This is a genomic window from Candidatus Thiodictyon syntrophicum (genome assembly GCF_002813775.1).
GTDB classification, from domain to species: domain Bacteria; phylum Pseudomonadota; class Gammaproteobacteria; order Chromatiales; family Chromatiaceae; genus Thiodictyon; species Thiodictyon syntrophicum.
The window spans coordinates 6,213,105-6,228,756 of the sequence record NZ_CP020370.1; the positions used below are offsets into that span (position 1 = coordinate 6,213,105).

The window sequence follows — 15,652 nt, forward strand, 5'->3', positions numbered from 1 at the left end:
CCTTCGGGGCTTGGGGAGTCGCGGAGTGATCCCCTGCGCCGGACGGGGCATTCGCCCCGTCCGAAACGTTTTCTCCGGACCCACGGGTTCGCGCCAACGTCGGCAACAGAATAGGCGTTCGGGACGGGGCGAATGCCCCGTCCCGCCGCGGGAGGCGCCTCGGCCAGGCCCCGGGCCGCGCGGCGGCGGCGGGTCACTCGGCCTTCTCGATCAGGTAGATCTCCATCCGACGGTCGCGGCGGTTTGCGGTCCCGGCGGGGGCCGCGCCGATGGGCCTGGTCTCGCCGAGCCCGATCGCCTGGACGCACGCCGCGGCGACGCCGCGCGCGATCAGTGCCTGTCTGAGCGTATCGGCGCGGGCCTGGGAGACGACGAGGTTGGCCTCGGCGCGTCCGCCGGCATCGGTGTGACCCTCGATCCGCAGGTCAAGGCCGGGGTGCTGCACCAGCAGTGCGGCGAGGCCGTCGAGGACCTTCAATTCGCCGGGGGGGAGATCGGCCTTGCCGGTCGGGAACTTCAGTTCGTCATTGGACAGGATGAGTCCGAGTCCCCGCGGGGTCTCGCGGCCGCCCAGCGCGACGAATCGGTCAAGCAGGCCGGGCGGCCGTGCCGGCGCATCGACCTGGGCCTGCGGGTCGGCCGGCGCGGCCGGTTGGCGCGGCCCGCGCCCGGGGTCAAGGATCGCCTCCAGGGTCGCGATGCGCGCCCTGGCGGCGGCGATCTCCCGCTCCAGTGCGGCCCTCTCCTGCGCCCCCAGGACGGCCGCCGCGGGGTCCGGCGCGCTGCCGACGGCGGGCCGCGGCGCAACGTCGCGCCGACCGGGAACCGCCACCGCGGCCTGGTCGCTGTCGGCCGGGCGGGCGCCCGGCGGCGCGCTCGACCTGGCCGCGTACCAGCCGTAGAGCAGGATCGGGATCGCCACCAGGGCCAGGGCCCAGGCCAGGACCTTGAAGGAGGTGTTGCGCCGTCCGGCGTCACCGGAGTCGTCTGCCGATTGGCGCCCCGCACCGACCCCGGCGCCGACCCCGCCCGTCCAGCCCGCCCAGACCGCGCGGACGCGCGGGCTCAGGGCCAGCTTGCGCAGCTCGTCGAGCAACAGTACGCTGGAGGCCACGCTCAGGGCCAGTCCCCAATCCGCCAGGCTCAGGTCGGTGGTCCGGAAGACGGCCTGCGCCGGGCCCCAGTGGACCACCAGCACCTGCAGGACCAGCACGGTCGCCAGGGCCAGCCACAGCCAGCGGTTGCGCAGGAAGCCGGGGTTGAAGGCGCTGCCGTGCTCGGTACGCGCATTGAACACGTTGAAGAACTGGAACAGGACGAAGGTCGTGAAGGCCAGGGTGAGCGCGTAATCCTGGCCCTGGGGCTGCGCGTACCGGAACAGGGCCAGGGTGCCCACCGCCATGATGGTCCCATAGAACACCAGGAGACCCAGCCGCTCGGCGGTGAGGATGCGGGCGTCGGTCGGGCGCGGCGGCCGGTCCATCGCCCGCGGATCGGCCGGCTCCAGCCCGAGGGTCATGGCCGGCGGGCCGTCCATGATGATGTTGATCCACAGGATCTGGACCGCGGTGAAGGGCGTGGCCCACCCGAGCAGGCTCGCCCCCAGGACGGTCTGGATGGCACCCATGTTGGTGGACAACTGGAAGCGGACGAACTTGACCAGGTTGTCGTAGATGGTCCGCCCCTCACGCACGGCGCCGACGATGGTGGAGAAGTTGTCGTCGGTGAGGATCAGGGTGGCGGCCTCCTTGGTCACCTCGGTGCCGGTGATGCCCATGGCCACGCCGATGTCGGCGGTTTTGAGGGCGGGGGCATCGTTGACCCCGTCGCCGGTCATGGCCACCACATGGCCGTGGGCCTTGAGTTGCCGGACGATCCGCACCTTGTGTTCGGGGGCGACCCGGGCGAACACGGCGACCTGGTCGATGCGCGCGTCCAGGGCCGCTTCCGACAGCCCGTCGAGGTCGTTGCCATCCAGCACCTCGCCCGCGAGGCCCAGGTCCCGGGCGATGGCGGCGGCCGTGAGGCGGTGATCGCCGGTGATCATCTTGACCTGGATGCCGGCCCGGCGGCACAGCGCAATGGCGTCCCTGGCCTCGGGCCGCGGCGGGTCGAGGATGCCCACCAGTCCATGCAGGACGAGATCGTCGCACAGGGCCATCAGGTCACCGGCGGGGTCGAACCCCGCCGCCGGGAGGTCCTTGCCGGCCACCGCCAGGACCCGCATCGCCTGCGCGGCGAGCGACTCGTTCTCCGCCGTCAGCCGCGCGCGGGCCTCCTGGTCGAGGTCCAGCGGACCCTGCGGGCCTAACCAGGCGGTCGAGCGGCCGAGCAGGACATCGGGGGCGCCCTTGACGTAGACCCGCACCAGGTCCCCATCGCGGTGAAAGGTCGCCATGAACTTGTGCGCCGAGTCGAACGGCACCTCGGCGATGCGCGGCCACTGCCCGGCCAGGGCCCCGGCATCGACGCCACCCTTGGCGGCCAGGGCCAGGAGTGCCCCTTCGGTCGGATCACCGATCAGGGCCCCGTCGCGGATGCGGCTCTCGTTGCACAGTGCGGCGGGTAGGAGGAGATCCGCCAGGTCACCGGCGGGCGCCCCGTCCCGCGCCGTGATGGTCCCCAGTGCCGTATAGCCCTCGCCGCTGACCGCCAGGCGCCGGCCCCGGTAGAAGGCGGCGCGGGCGGTCATCTGATTCAGGGTCAGGGTCCCGGTCTTGTCCGAGCAGATCACGCTGGTGCAGCCCAGGGTCTCCACCGCGGCCAGGCGCTTGACGATCGCCCGTTGCCCGGCCATCCGCTGCATCCCCAGGGCCAGGGTCACCGTGACCACGGCCGGCAGACCCTCAGGGATGGCGGCCACCGCCAATGCGATGGAGGTGAGCAGGGTCTCTATCCAGGGCTGGCCGCGCAGCAGCCCCAGGATCAATATCAACGCGACCACGACCCCGGCGATCAGCGCCAGGCGGCGACCCAGGCCGTCGAGCTGGACCTGTAAGGGTGTCGGACCCGGCTCAACCTCCAGCATACCGGTCAGGCGGCCCATCTCGGTCGCCATACCGGTGGCGGTGACCAGGAGCTCCAGCCGCCCGCGGGTGACGACCGTGTTCATATAGGCCATGTTGAGTCGCTCGGCGAGCGGCCCCACGGCCTGGACCCTGGCCTGGGCGTCCTTGGCCACCGGCTGGGACTCCCCGGTCAGCGTCGACTCGTCGATCTCCCCATTGTGGGCGACCAGCAGTCGTCCGTCGGCGGGTATCCGGTCGCCGGCCTCCAGCAGGACCAGGTCGCCGGGGACCAGGGTGGCGGCGGCCACCTCATGAACGCCGCCGTCGCGCCGGACCCGGGCACTGGGGGCGAGCATCTTTTTCAGCGCCGCCAGGGTGGCCTCGGCTCGGTGCTCCTGCCAGAACCCGAGCAGGGCGTTCAGGACCACGACCACCAGGATCACTACCGCATCCTTGAGGTCCCCGACGGAGCCGGCCAGCACCGCGGCGCCCAGGAGCACCAGGATCAGGAGACCTTTGAACTGGTCGGCGAGCAGCAGCCACTTGGACCGCGGCGGCCGTTCCGCCAGGCGGTTCTCCCCGTGGCGGGCGAGTCGCTCGCCGACCTGGGCCCCGGTCAGGCCGGTGGCCGGGTCGACCCCCAGGGTGCGCGCGGCCTCGGCGCCGTCCCGGGTATGCCAGGCGTTGTCGTCCGGGCCCATCGGCCGTTCCCCGCTCATCGAGGTTCCTGCGACTCGCGCACGGTCCGCTCCTTGGTGCCCGCGGCGATGCGGTCCATGATGACGAACAGCAGACGGTTCTCGAGATGCATAAGCCGGCGCTCCGAACGATGGTGGCGGACCAGCCGCCCCATCCGGCGGTTGCCCGGGCAACCGCCGATCCGGTACCAGCGGCTCGGTCTACGCGCGGAGAAAGTTGGGGCTGGACCCGGGCGACTCAATCCGGGACCTGCGCCGGACGGGGCATCCGCCCTGTCCGAAACGTTTTGTCCGGACTTACGGGTTCGTGCCATTGGTTGGCGACGGCTTAAACGTTCGGGACGGGGCGAATGCCCCGTCCCGCCGCGGGACAACGATTACGACAACGACAACGACAACGACGGTGTTTAGCTGGCTCTTGGCTCTTTACTGGACCTCAGAGCCACCCCTTGCGCTTGAAATAGGCGATCGGCAGTACGGCGGAGATCACCATGAGCAACACCGAAAACGGGTAGCCGTATTCCCAGTTGAGTTCCGGCATGTGCTGATAATTCATGCCATAGATGCTGGCGATGAGGGTCGGCGGCAGAAAGGCGGTGGCGGCGACCGAGAAGATCTTGATGATCTTGTTCTGCTCGATGTTGATGAAGCCCTGGGCCGCCTGGAGCAGGAAGGTCACCTTCTCGAACAGATAGTTGTTGTGGGGCAGCAGGGCGTCGATCTCGGAGAGGAGGTATTTGAGCCGCTTGGCGCAGGGCTTGGACGCCTGGGCGCTGCGCCACACGAAGGCGATGTCGCGCCGCGCGTCCATGAGACAAAGGCGGACCTTGCCGTTTAAGTTCTCGTGACGCGCCAGGCGCTCGAGCGACTGCTCCAGGTCCGCGTCCGGGTCCTCCAAGACGTGGAAGCTGGTCTGCTCCAGGTCCCGGTAGAGTTCCTGCAGGGTATCTCCTAAGTCCTGCACCGCGGTTTCAAAGAGCCCGGCCAGGAGCCCGGCGGGCTCGCCCAGCAGGTCCGGCCGGCGCCGCACCCGGATGCGCATCAGGCGAATCGCGGGCACGTCGCGGTCGTGGATGGTGATCAGCCGCTCCCGGGTGCAGACGACGTTGACGCTGGTGTTCTCCGGGCGGCCCTCCACCCGGTGCAGGAACAGGGTGGAGAGGTGGATGCCCTGGTCGTCCATGAAGGTCTGGGTGCTGGCCTCGATCTCGTCGGCGTCGTCGTCCTCCGGCAGTTGGTGGGGGACAAAGGAGCGGATCAGGGCGTACTCGTCCTCGGTGGGCTCGGCCGCATCGATCCAGGCCGCCTCCAGCAGGCGCTCCGGGTCCTCGATCAATTCGGTCGTGTGGTCTTGGATTCTGTAGGCATACAGCACTGGGCTCTCCCACCGTGGTCGCGCAAAGGCCCCGCGGTCCGGGGGGCCGCGGTCCATATCAAGTTCTGGTCCGCGCGGCGCGCCCGCCGGCGCGCCCGCGACCGGGGCGCAGCGGCGCCCCTTCGTGGGCGGCATCTTACACAGAGCTTGGGCGGGGCGTCCGGCTGGTTGGATTAAATCCCGTTCACGGTGTTGCGGCAGTCCCGGGCGCCACCTATCATGCAGTATGCAAATGCCTTTTTCATGGAGCCGCACATGCTCAAGATGGTAGGCACCAGCGGCCAGGTCTCGCTGGGCAAGCAGTATGTCGGGCGCTATTTCGAGATGCAGATCCAGGCCGACGGCGGCATCCTCCTCAAGCCCGTGCGGGTGATTCCCGAGGCGGATGCCTGGCTGTATACACCGGAAATGCGCGAGCGCCTGGCCCAGGCCGCCGCCTGGATGGCTGAGCACCCGCCGCGTGAGACCGACCTGGAGCAGCTCGCGGCACGGGTGGAAGGCGGGGAATGACCGCCCGGGTCCTGCTGGACCTCAACCTGCCCGCCTTTCAAGACGACCTGTTGGCGCTCGAGGTCACGCAGATTCGGCTGATCCTCAAGACCCTGCGCAAGGTGCGCGCCCTGGACTGGGCGGCGGTCTATCGCGACCCGGGGCTCAAGTGGGAGCAGATCAAGGGTGAGCCGGGTCTCTTCACCATCCGGCTGTCCCGCGCCTGTCGGGCCCTCGTGGTGCGGGAGGGCGACGCCATGCGCTTCGTCGCCGTGCACGCCGACCATGACCAGACCTATGGCAGAAAGTGATGCCGCCCGTGGGAGCGCCGTCCCGGCGCGATCTCCGGCGTCTAAGCCGGCCCTGAGGTCACATCGCGGCGGGACGCCGCTCCCACGGAGCCGGATTGGAGTCCAAGGCTTCAGCCTTGGGGGGACGGCCAAGGCTGAAGCCTTGGACTCCAGGGTCTTCAAGCGCGGCGGGGCGCCGCTCAGCGCGGGCGCCGTGCGGCCCGGCGCGCGCCCAACCCGGCCAGACCGATGGCAAAGAGCGCCAGGGTGGCCGGCTCGGGGACCTGGGCGGCGTCGGCCTGGATGCGCATTTGTTGGGGGAAGGACATCCCATTGGAGGACCAGGAGACCCCGCCGTCATTAGTGCGGCTGTAGGCCGAGGGAAAGCCGGTCCCGGAGGTTGAGTTAGTAAAGGACCAGTAAACACCGCCGCCCGTTAGACCGACGCCGGAGAGTACTAGAAAGTAGCTTGTGGAGGGCGTCAGGGTGATGCTCAGGTTGGAGATGTCGTAGAGCGCAGAACTGGTGCCGAGCGACGAGGCCAAGACCGTGGCGACGTCCGCCATCTTGGCGCCAGGCGTGCCGCCGGCGCCCGAGTTGTTGAAAATGGAAACGAGAAAGTCCCCAACCGCGGTGACGCCACGGTATAGCGGCAGGGCCACGTCTGTGATCTTGAAGGCTGAGCTGGTGGTTGAGAACCCCTGTGCCAAAGCGGTGGAGCTGACAAACGCCCCTGCGCTGAAGTTGGTTTCACTGAGATTGTCCGACAGCGTGATGAGCGCGGCGGGGGCCAATCCCGGCAGGGTCAGGGCGAGGAGCAGGAGGCAGAGGCGGGTTGATCGGTGCATGGCAATGGGCTTCAAGAGGTGAGGATGGGAATCCCGACGGTACCCCCCCGACTGATGGCAATACCCTGTCGTCGGCCGGTTTGTAAATATTTGTTTGCATTCGAAGGCCGCAACGACGTGCGGCGCACCCTCCCGGGATCGCCGACTTGCAGTCGGCGCCGCCCCCGGGGTTGATCCCGGGGACCTCAAAGGGGCGCCGCCCCCGCGGCAGCGTCGCCGAGTGCAACTCGGCGATCCCAGGTGGCCGACGCTCGCCCGCGGCACGCGACCCAAGCCGACAGTGCTTTGTGCTAGGCTCAGCGCCGACCCCTGCCCACCCACCTGCCGCGAGGGTGACCCCATGGCCGCCGCCAGTCAGAACGAGGCCCTGACCGCGCTACGTGCACACCTGGCCACCTGAATGCGAGCCTGCGCATGACCGATCCCGCCCCACCCAAGCACTGGTACCAGGACTGGCGCGGACTGCGCGACCGGCTGCTGCACCCGCGGGTGGAGGACGCGGCCCTGGAGGCGGCCCTGCACCGGGCCCGGGAACACCAACCCCTGCCGGTGATCTGGCTGCTCGGTAAGGCGCAGGCCGGCAAGACCTCCATCATCCGCGCCCTGACCGGCAGCCCGCACGCCGAGATCGGCAACGGCTTTCGGCCCTGCACCCGCACCGCCCGCTTCTACGACTTCCCGGTCGAGGCCCCGGTGGTGCGGTTTCTCGACACCCGCGGCCTGGGCGAGGTCGCCTATGACCCGACGGAGGACATCCGCTACTGCGAGTCCCAGGCACACCTGGTGTTGGGGGTCATGAAGGCGACGGACCTGGCGCAGGAGTCGGTCTTCGCGGTCCTGCGGGCGGTGCGCCGCCGCCATCCGGGCTGGCCGTTGCTGATCGCGCAGACCGGCCTTCACGAGGGCTATGCGCCGGGCGCCGGGCACACCCTGCCCTACCCCTACGCCCAGGAGCCCTGGCCGTCGTCACTCCCCGCGAGCCTTACCCGCGCCCTGCGCGCCCAGCGCGCGGCCCTGGGCGACCTGTCCGGGGCGCCGCCGCGGTGGGTCCCGGTGGACCTGACCCTGCCGCAGGACGATCTGCCCCCCACCGACTACGGGCTCGCGGCCCTGTGGGCGGCCATCGGCGAGGTCTCGACCCTGGGGCTGCAGGAGCGCCTGTGCGCCGACCCCGGGGTGCGCGACGCCTTCGCCCGCGCCGCCCACCCCCACATCGTCGGCCATGCCCTGGCGGCGGCCGCGCTCGGCGCCCTGCCGCTGGTGGACCTGGTGGGCGTGCCGGCGGTGCAGGCCAAGCTGCTGCACAGCCTGGCCGCCATCTATGGTCAGGGCTGGAGCAGGCGCCAGGTGTCCGAATTCCTGGGTTTTCTGGGGCTGGGGGTGGGGGTGGGCTATCTGGCACGCCTCCTGGGCCGCGAGTTGGTCAAGCTGGTCCCCTATCTGGGCCAGACCCTGGGTGCCGTCTGGGGGGCGAGCGCGAGCGGGGCGACCACCTTTGCCCTGGGCAAGGCCGCCTGCTACTACTTCGGCCGCCGCCGCCTGGGCGAACGGATTGACCCGGCGGCCCTGCGGCGGGTCTATACCGAGGCTTTGGTGACCGGCACCAGGCTACTCGGTCACGACACCGGGCGCGGCGACGCAGAAACGATAGGAAGAGATTCGTCCGCAAATGAACGCAAATGAACGCAAATCAAGAGAAATGGTTCAGGGCTCGGGCCGGACGGGGCATTCGCCCCGTCCGAAACGTTTTCCCCGGACCTGTCGGCCGGTGCGAACCTTGGGCGGCGGAATAAACCTTCGAGACGGGGTGAATACCCCGTCCCGCCCGTGAGGGACAGGGCATTTACCCCGTCCCGCCCGTGAACGATAGGACAAGTGACGTGTTCAACCGTATCGACCGCCTGCGCCTGATCGCCCTGCTGCTGTGGACCCTGCCGGTGGCCGCGCTGCTGCCGCTCGGGCTCCTGTGGCTGTGGCAGTCCGGGAACCTCCCCTGGTGGCTGGCGGCGCTGCTCGGGTGCAGCGCCGCCGGCTATGCCTTCCAGTTCTGGCTGCGCCGCCGGGACCGGCGGCTGCTGGCCGGCGCGGCGACCACCCCCGATGCCCAATGGCCACCGCGCTCCAAGGCCGCCTGGGACGCCATCGAGGCCATGGCGGAGGGGCTGCGACCGGTGGACTGGCCGCTCGCCGACGGGCCGCGACTCTCGACCCTCGGGCGCGACGCATTAGAGCAGGTGGCGCGCGTCTATCACCCGCAGGTGGAGCGGCCCCTGCTGGAACTGACCCTGCCACACGCACTCCTGATCATCGAGCGCGCCTGCCGGGACCTGCGCACCGAGGTCACCGCTCAGATCCCCATGAGTCATCGCCTGACCTTGGGCGATCTGGCGCGCGCCTACCGCTGGAAGGCGACCGCCGAGCACCTGCTCGACCTCTACCGGGCCGGTCGGCTGGTCTTCAATCCGGCCGGCGCCATATTGAGCGAGGCCTGGGAACGGCTGCGCCGCCAGTCGTTCAATGCCGCCTGGACCGACCTGCACCGCTGGCTGCTCCAGGAGTACGTGCGCAAGGTCGGCTATTACGCTATCGAACTCTACAGCGGGCGCCTGACCCTCACCGAGGCCGCCCCCGCCGCGGTCACCCCGGCCTCCCGGGAGGACCTGACGCAGGCCGCAGCCGACGCCGACGCCCGTGCCGATGAGCCCCTGCGCATCCTGGTGATGGGTCGGGCCAACGCCGGCAAGTCGAGCCTGGTCAATGCACTCTTCGGCCGCCTGACGGCCCCGGCGGACGTGCTGCCGGATCCTACGGCCGGCGTCGTCCCCTATCGACTGGAGCGCGCCGGGCTCACCGCCGCCCTGGTCTTCGACACCCCGGGCTGCGACACCCCGGACCTGACCCCCAAGGCGCAGGAGCGCCTGGCGGGCACCGCGGACCTGGTGCTCTGGGTCACCGCCGCCCAGCGCCCGGACCGCCAGGAGGAGCGCGCGACCCTGGACCGGCTGCGCGCCCACTGGGCCGCCCGGCCGGACCACCACCCACCGCCGCTGCTGGTCGCGGTCAGCCACATCGACCTGCTGCGACCCCCACGGGAGTGGGAGCCGCCCTATGACCTGGTCAATCCCCAAGGCGCCAAGGCGACCAACATCCGCGCCGCGGTAGAGGCTGCGGCAACGGATCTGGCCGTACCGGTGGTCGACGCCATCCCCGTCTGCCTGGCCGCCGGCCGCGTCTACAATGTCGCGGACAGCCTCTGGGCCGCCCTGCTCGAGCGCCAGGACCAGGCGAACCGGGTGCGCCTCCTGCGCTGCCTGGACGAGCACAAGCGCGCGGAGGACTGGGCCCTGCTGCGCCGCCAACTGGCCGGCGCCGGGCGCTTCCTGGCGCGGCTGCCGGGGCGTTTGCTGCCCTGATCCCGTAGGGTCCGCTGCGCGGACCAAGGCCCCTGCCGCCCGCGCGGCGGCCGGGACCAGGATTAAGTCAAGGCGCACTCACCGACCGCATCGCCTCCGCCTGGAGTCCAAGGCTTCAGCCTTGGCGCGCTCCAAGGCTGAAGCCTTGGACTGCAGGCGCTTGGGCTGCGGCGCTTAACGTAATGGCAGTGACGCGGGAGCGCGGGAGGCAGCCGCGCCGGCCCCTGGACCGCGCGAACCGCCGCGTACCAACGTACTTTCTTCCTGGACCACCCGCTGCGGGTCGTCCATCGCCGCGGCCAGGTCGCGCAGCGTCATGTCCCCCAGGGCGGCGGCCATGGCCTCATCGAGCCTTAGTTCGACCGCGGCGATCCCCCGATCCGGGGCCGCGCCGTGGCAGCCGTGCTCGCGCTCCTCGAAGCAGCGCACGGCATCGAGCAGTGACTTGATCCGGATGGCCTCCGGGGCCCGGGCCGGGACAAAGCAGGGCGGATCGGCGGCGGTGCGCAGCAGGAACCCCTCCTGCTCCAGGATAGTAAGGATGCGCGCGGTGTTGCTGTTGGGGATGCCGAGCCTGGTGGAGAGCGCATCGCTGGTCCAGGCGGCGGTGCCGGCCTGGTAGTTGCGGGCGCACTGGCCTGCCACCAGCAGGGCCAGGCGCTCGCGCAGCCGATTGCTCAGGCGCAGGTCGCGCACCCGGCTCAGGAGGTACTCGGGGTGCTGGTGATAGAAGGCGACACTGGCGCCGGTCAGCACGATGAGCCAGGCGATATAGAGCCACAGCATGAACAGGATCAGGATCGCCAGGCCCGAATAGATGGCCGTATACTGGGTGGAACTAGCCATGAAGTGGCGGAACGACCAGCCCACCGCCTCCCACAGCACCCCGGCCACCAGGGCGCCGAGCAGGGCCGAGCGGAACCGCACCCGCGCATTCGGCACAAAGACATAAAGAAAGGTGAAGGTGAAGACGATCAGCAGGAAGGGGACCAGACTGCCGCCCGCGTCGATCAGGGTCCCCATCGGCTCGACCGCCAGGAGGGACTCCATCACGGCGGTACCGCGCACCGAGGAGGAAAGCCCCACGGCGGTGAAAAACAGCACCGGGCCGATCAGGAGCACACTCAGATACTGGCTGACCCGCTGGGCCAGGGGCCTGGTCTCGGTCACGCGCCAGGTGTCGTTGAAGACCTGCTCGATCTTCTGGATCATCGAGATGACGGTATAGATCAGCACCGCCAGCCCCACCGAGCCCAGGACCCCCACCTGCATCTTGTCCACGAAGCCCAGGATGATCTGCGCGACCTCCGCGGCCTGATCGCCGAGCGGCTCCAGCGCGTGCAGCAACAGCGGCTCCAGTGCATTGTGGGCACCGAAGCCCTTGAGCACGGAGAAGCTCACCGCCAGCAGTGGGATCATCGACAGCAGCGTCGTATAGACCAGGCTCATGGCCTGGAGCGACAGATAGCCCTCCGTCGCGTCCCGGTACAGGGCATACATCAGGCGGGCGAGCCACACCAGGCGCACCTGCCACAGGGGCAGGCCGGCGAGCGGGGTGGACCAGACCAGGGTGTCCAGGCGCTCCCAGGGGGATCGGTCGGTTGGGTTCATGGGGGAAGCCTAGGCCGGACGGGACCTTGGGGTCAAGGCGGTTGCGTCGGGCGGGTGCGATCAGAACTGATTCAGTTCTGATCGCACCCGCGTCGGCCCTTCCTTTCGGCCAGCCGGGTGCCATGTTACTGCGAGCCGTCACCCCAGAAGCCACAGAGGAACACAGATTTTCCTAAAATTCTCATGCGCTTATCGCTATTTTCACCATCACCCGCAAGGTGAGCCCCTGATCAAGCGTAAGTCAATAGCGTTCATTTGCGGACAAATCTTCTTCTTGAACCGGAATCCCCCATGCATACAAAGCCGCGCCCCCGCGCCCTGCCGATCCTCCTGGCGACCCTCCTCGCCGCGTCCCTGACCGGAGTCCGCGCCGCCGAGGACGAGTCACTCACCCCCATCTCGGGCCAGCCCGCGGCCCCGGACTTCGACCTCAAGGACCCCGAAGGCCGCCCCCAGCGCCTTGCGGACTACCGCGGCAAGCCCGTGATCCTGAACTTCTGGGCCACCTGGTGCCCACCCTGCCGGGAGGAGATGCCCGCCATGCAGCGCGCCCACGAGCAGGTCGCCGCCGAGGGGATCGCCGTGGTCGCGATCAATGTCGGGGAGGACGCGCAGACCATCGCCCAGTTCCTGGAGGAGGAACCGGTCGACTTCGCACTGCCGATGGACACCGACTCGAAGGTCGCCCAGCGTTATCATATGAAGGGCCTGCCGACCACCTACGTCATCGACCCCGCGGGCCGTCTGGCCTATCGCGCCTCGGGCAGCCGGGAGTGGGACGACCCCAAGCTGCTGGAGCAGGTGCGCGCCCTGAAGCAGCCGCCCGCCGCGCCGCCAACCCTCAGCACCGCGAATCCCGCGACCCCGTAGGGTCCGCTGTGCGGACCGCGTTCCCTCCGACTGGAGTCCAAGGCTTCAGCCTTGGCGCGCTCCAAGGCTGAAGCCTTGGACTCCAGGCAGAGGCGACGCGGTCGGCGAGTGCGCCTTAACTTAATGGCAGTGACGCAGGAGCGTGGGAACGAGACGCCCGCGCCGGACCGCCTCGCGCTTGACTTAACGGCATTGGCTTCTCTCGCACCACAAATGGCATCGCTTCTTCGAGTACGACAACGACAACGACAACGACAACGACAACGATTGTGCTGTACCTGACTTGGTCTCGACTGGCAACTAAACAGCTATGCCCTTCACCTTCTCCCCCATCGGCATCATCCGCTCGCCCTACAGCGACAAGTTCGGGATCCCCCGCCAGCCGGGGTTGGTCACCGCTGGCTCGGCGTATCTGGAACTGCTGCCGGACTTTGCCCGGGAGGAGGCGTTCAAGGGGATCGAGGGGTTTTCCCATGTCTGGCTGATCTTCGTCTTCCACGACGCCTGCCTCACCGCCGGCTGGCGACCCACGGTGCGCCCGCCGCGCCTGGGCGGGCGGGAGCGGGTGGGCGTGTTCGCCAGCCGCGCGCCCTATCGACCCAACCCGATCGGGATCTCCGCCGTGGAGCACCTGGGGCTTGAGCGCAATCCGACCGGGCTGCGGTTGCGGCTGCGCGGGGTGGACCTGTTGGACGGCACCCCGGTGCTGGATCTGAAGCCCTATGTCCCCTATGCCGACGCCCCGCCCGGGGTGCGCTCGGGCTTCGCGGTGGACGGGGCGGCGGCGCACGACTGGGCGGTGGCCTTCAGCCCGGCGGCGGCGGCGGGGGTGGCCGCCGCCGATCCGGACGGCCGCCGCCAACTGCGCCTGCTGATCGAACAGGTCCTGGCCCAGGACCCGCGCCCCGGCTATATGGATCGCTACCCGGGGCGCGCGGGCTTCGCGCTGCGCCTCTATGACCTGCGTGTGCACTGGCAGGTGCAGGGCCGCACGGCGCTGGTGACCGCGGTGGGGCCCGATGCTGCTTGGTAACGAGTCAGAAAAAGGCGTCCGACCGGGCCGCACCGTGCTACTGCGGCACCTTCAGCACGTCCTTGATCTCCTCCAGGCTCTCGGGGATGCGTCTGGCGATGACCTCGGCGGCCTCCTGGTTTGCCTCGGTGACGATCTGCGCGAGTTCCCGCATCTGCCTGAGCGCGGTCTCGAAGGACTTCCTGGCCAACTCGGTTTCGGCCGCGACCAACTCCTGCGGCGATTTGACGGCGGCGAGCCCGGCGATGGCGGCGGTCAGCCGCTGCATCGTCTCTTGCAGGATTTTCATCTGGTACTCGGCAACTGCCTGGTAGCCTGCCACTGCCGCCTGGTTGGCGGCGCTCAGCGCCTGGAGGTTCTCACGCTGACTCGCCACCAGCGCATCCATATTGACACCCGGCACCTGGAGTCCGGCCACGAATCCCAGCAGTTCTTCGGTTCCCTTGGTCAGGTCCAGACTGGTCATCGTCTTGCCCCAATCGCCGAATACGTTGAATGTATCGCTCATTGCGTTCTGCCCTGGTTGACTGTGATGGAAACGCCGACCCAAGTGCTCTTCAGGAAGACGCTGATGGTCTTCCCGCCAACTTGCGGCTTAGCGTTCATTCAGGTGGTATGTCGAGCAACTTCGGCTCGCCGGTGAGAATGTTGATCATCTGCGCCACGGCCCTGATCTGCTTGCCGCGCTGGGTGTGGTAACCCTCGTGGGTGTATTCCTGACCCCACCAGTCCCAGCAGCCCCGAGGATTCATCGGGGTCGGACTGCTGGGCTCGACCTGGGGATAGAGAACGATGATGTCGTTGGCTTGTGCCCATTCGTTGTAGCCCGCCAACTGGGAAAAGAGATTTCCCGCGCGGCCCACCTTGCGGCCCGTCAGTCCGCCCTGCTGACAACCATGGAAGGCCACATGCAGCCGGCATGACCGACCGTCGCGGCAGTGCTTGGGGATAAAGATGTAGCCCTCCTTGGCCATCGCTGCGTTCAGTCGGGCATTGAAGGGATGATAAGCGATCTTGTCGAACACCTTCTTCTGGTCGAACGCCTGCACCTGACTACCCGGTACGGGTACGCGTCCAGCCGTGAGCACCTGCGCACCGTAGATGCGCGTCAGGATTGCGCCCGCGAGATCGACGTCGCGCAGGTCCCGGCACAGGGCCTGCTTGTCGCTCGGCGGGCAGGGCTCTGCGGTGGCTGTTCCGGACTCTGACGGGACTGCACAAATGCAACTGCTCTGCGCCTGCTGCTGCCGGGCGATGGACTCACAATCGTCGATAAAGGTGCTCTTGCTGAGCGACTTGGAGCCCGCCGGCGCGCAGGTTCCCACCGCACTGCCCGCGGGCTTGTTAAAGCTATCCCTCACCATCGTGTGCGGCGCGGGAAAGGTCCAGCTGTAATGGATGTTGTCCGGCGCCAGGCCCGCCTTGTCGGCATCGGTGTAGAAATGGAAGAGGGCATCCATCACCCCCTGCGGAACCAGGCTGTCATAGGCACCGCTGAACAGGTAGACCTGGTCGTTCTTAAGGTTCTCCAGCTTGCTGATGTTCCCGCGTGCCTCCTGCCGCCTGGCCTCGTCGAACGAGCCGGCGGCCGCCTGCTCGATCTCGCCCGCGGTCTTCGGGGCCAAGTCGGCCGTGCCGCACCAGGCGTCGTTGATACCGAGCTTCTTGCATTCGAGCATGACGAACTGGCTGCATTTGGTAACGGCGGCTGCGATGCTCCCTTCAGCGCAGTAATAGGGCCCCCCCGCTACGATCCCCGCGCCCATGACGTGCGCGGAGTGCGCGACATGAAACTGGTGCGCCATGAACCCGCCCGACGAAATGCCGGAGACCGAGATCTGACCGACATCGGCCTTCGCGCCCGCACTCACCTGCTCCAGTGGCGGGGCCGCTCCCGCAGACCCGGCAAAGACCACCGCGCACGCGACCGCCAACGCCAGCCGCTGGTTGGTGTTTCGTCTTGACATGATGGTTCTCCCTATTGATGAATAAGGACACGATCGTGCAGTGCAGCATA

At 68.6% G+C, this 15,652-nt stretch carries 12 protein-coding genes; 6 read left to right on the plus strand and 6 right to left on the minus strand.

Annotation, left to right across the window (positions count from 1 at the left end; genetic code table 11):
- Positions 1-193: 193 nt before the first annotated feature.
- The gene (locus tag THSYN_RS26670) at positions 194-3,727 is read right to left on the minus strand and encodes an HAD-IC family P-type ATPase (RefSeq protein WP_157817956.1); all 3,534 of its coding nucleotides are present in this window, start codon (positions 3,725-3,727) and stop codon (positions 194-196) included.
- A 415-nt stretch (positions 3,728-4,142) separates the two neighbouring features.
- Positions 4,143-5,081 (minus strand): magnesium/cobalt transporter CorA, encoded by a 939-nt coding sequence (gene corA, locus THSYN_RS26675; RefSeq protein ID WP_157817957.1) that lies wholly within the window; start codon positions 5,079-5,081, stop codon positions 4,143-4,145.
- Positions 5,082-5,300: 219 nt separating this feature from the next.
- Between corA and THSYN_RS26680 the strand changes: the two genes are divergently transcribed.
- Both THSYN_RS26680 and THSYN_RS26685 read left to right on the plus strand, forming a co-directional pair.
- A complete protein-coding gene (locus tag THSYN_RS26680) occupies positions 5,301-5,591 on the plus strand; it encodes a hypothetical protein (protein ID WP_100921800.1) in 291 nt (96 codons plus the stop codon).
- On the plus strand, positions 5,588-5,881 hold the full coding sequence (locus THSYN_RS26685) for a hypothetical protein (RefSeq protein ID WP_100921801.1): 294 nt from the start codon (positions 5,588-5,590) through the stop codon (positions 5,879-5,881). The genes THSYN_RS26680 and THSYN_RS26685 overlap by 4 nt, the downstream gene beginning before the upstream one ends.
- A 179-nt stretch (positions 5,882-6,060) precedes the next feature.
- On the opposite strand, the gene THSYN_RS26690 is transcribed toward THSYN_RS26685, so the two are convergent.
- A complete protein-coding gene (locus THSYN_RS26690) occupies positions 6,061-6,708 on the minus strand; it encodes a choice-of-anchor R domain-containing protein (RefSeq protein ID WP_157817959.1) in 648 nt (215 codons plus the stop codon).
- A gap of 414 nt (positions 6,709-7,122) precedes the next feature.
- Here THSYN_RS26690 and THSYN_RS26695 point away from each other — a divergent pair, with 414 nt between their 5' ends.
- Positions 7,123-8,391 carry a GTPase gene (locus THSYN_RS26695; RefSeq protein WP_100921803.1) on the plus strand — a complete coding sequence of 423 codons (1,269 nt, stop codon included), beginning with the start codon at positions 7,123-7,125 and terminating at the stop codon, positions 8,389-8,391.
- A 197-nt stretch (positions 8,392-8,588) separates the two neighbouring features.
- Complete coding sequence (locus THSYN_RS26700) at positions 8,589-10,121, plus strand: GTPase family protein (RefSeq protein ID WP_100921804.1); 1,533 nt, start codon at positions 8,589-8,591, stop codon at positions 10,119-10,121.
- Between the two features lie 174 nt (positions 10,122-10,295).
- Here the strand turns inward: THSYN_RS26700 and THSYN_RS26705 are convergent, their stop codons facing one another.
- Entirely contained in the window at positions 10,296-11,732 is a 1,437-nt protein-coding gene (locus THSYN_RS26705) for a YhjD/YihY/BrkB family envelope integrity protein (protein WP_100921805.1), read from the minus strand.
- A 291-nt stretch (positions 11,733-12,023) separates the two neighbouring features.
- Here THSYN_RS26705 and THSYN_RS26710 point away from each other — a divergent pair, with 291 nt between their 5' ends.
- Entirely contained in the window at positions 12,024-12,602 is a 579-nt protein-coding gene (locus THSYN_RS26710; protein WP_100921806.1) for a peroxiredoxin family protein, read from the plus strand.
- Between the two features lie 310 nt (positions 12,603-12,912).
- The gene (gene tsaA, locus THSYN_RS26715; RefSeq protein WP_100921807.1) at positions 12,913-13,635 is read left to right on the plus strand and encodes a tRNA (N6-threonylcarbamoyladenosine(37)-N6)-methyltransferase TrmO; all 723 of its coding nucleotides are present in this window, start codon (positions 12,913-12,915) and stop codon (positions 13,633-13,635) included.
- A gap of 37 nt (positions 13,636-13,672) precedes the next feature.
- Here tsaA and THSYN_RS26720 read toward each other — a convergent pair whose 3' ends face one another.
- Both THSYN_RS26720 and THSYN_RS26725 read right to left on the minus strand, forming a co-directional pair.
- Positions 13,673-14,143, minus strand: coding sequence for a phasin family protein (locus THSYN_RS26720; protein ID WP_100921808.1), 471 nt, complete (start codon positions 14,141-14,143; stop codon positions 13,673-13,675).
- A gap of 94 nt (positions 14,144-14,237) precedes the next feature.
- The gene (locus THSYN_RS26725) at positions 14,238-15,506 is read right to left on the minus strand and encodes an alpha/beta hydrolase family protein (RefSeq protein WP_157817960.1); all 1,269 of its coding nucleotides are present in this window, start codon (positions 15,504-15,506) and stop codon (positions 14,238-14,240) included.
- Between the last annotated feature and the right edge of the window lie 146 nt (positions 15,507-15,652).

Excerpts from the sequence above, each read along its gene's own strand:
- THSYN_RS26670 (WP_157817956.1), bottom strand. The coding sequence starts at position 3,727 with ATGAGCGGGGAACGGCCGATGGGCCCGGACGACAACGCCTGGCATACC.
- THSYN_RS26680 (WP_100921800.1), top strand. The coding sequence starts at position 5,301 with ATGCAGTATGCAAATGCCTTTTTCATGGAGCCGCACATGCTCAAGATG.
- THSYN_RS26685 (WP_100921801.1), top strand. The coding sequence starts at position 5,588 with ATGACCGCCCGGGTCCTGCTGGACCTCAACCTGCCCGCCTTTCAAGAC.
- THSYN_RS26690 (WP_157817959.1), bottom strand. The coding sequence starts at position 6,708 with ATGCACCGATCAACCCGCCTCTGCCTCCTGCTCCTCGCCCTGACCCTG.
- THSYN_RS26695 (WP_100921803.1), top strand. The coding sequence starts at position 7,123 with ATGACCGATCCCGCCCCACCCAAGCACTGGTACCAGGACTGGCGCGGA.
- THSYN_RS26705 (WP_100921805.1), bottom strand. The coding sequence starts at position 11,732 with ATGAACCCAACCGACCGATCCCCCTGGGAGCGCCTGGACACCCTGGTC.
- THSYN_RS26710 (WP_100921806.1), top strand. The coding sequence starts at position 12,024 with ATGCATACAAAGCCGCGCCCCCGCGCCCTGCCGATCCTCCTGGCGACC.
- tsaA (WP_100921807.1), top strand. The coding sequence starts at position 12,913 with ATGCCCTTCACCTTCTCCCCCATCGGCATCATCCGCTCGCCCTACAGC.
- THSYN_RS26720 (WP_100921808.1), bottom strand. The coding sequence starts at position 14,143 with ATGAGCGATACATTCAACGTATTCGGCGATTGGGGCAAGACGATGACC.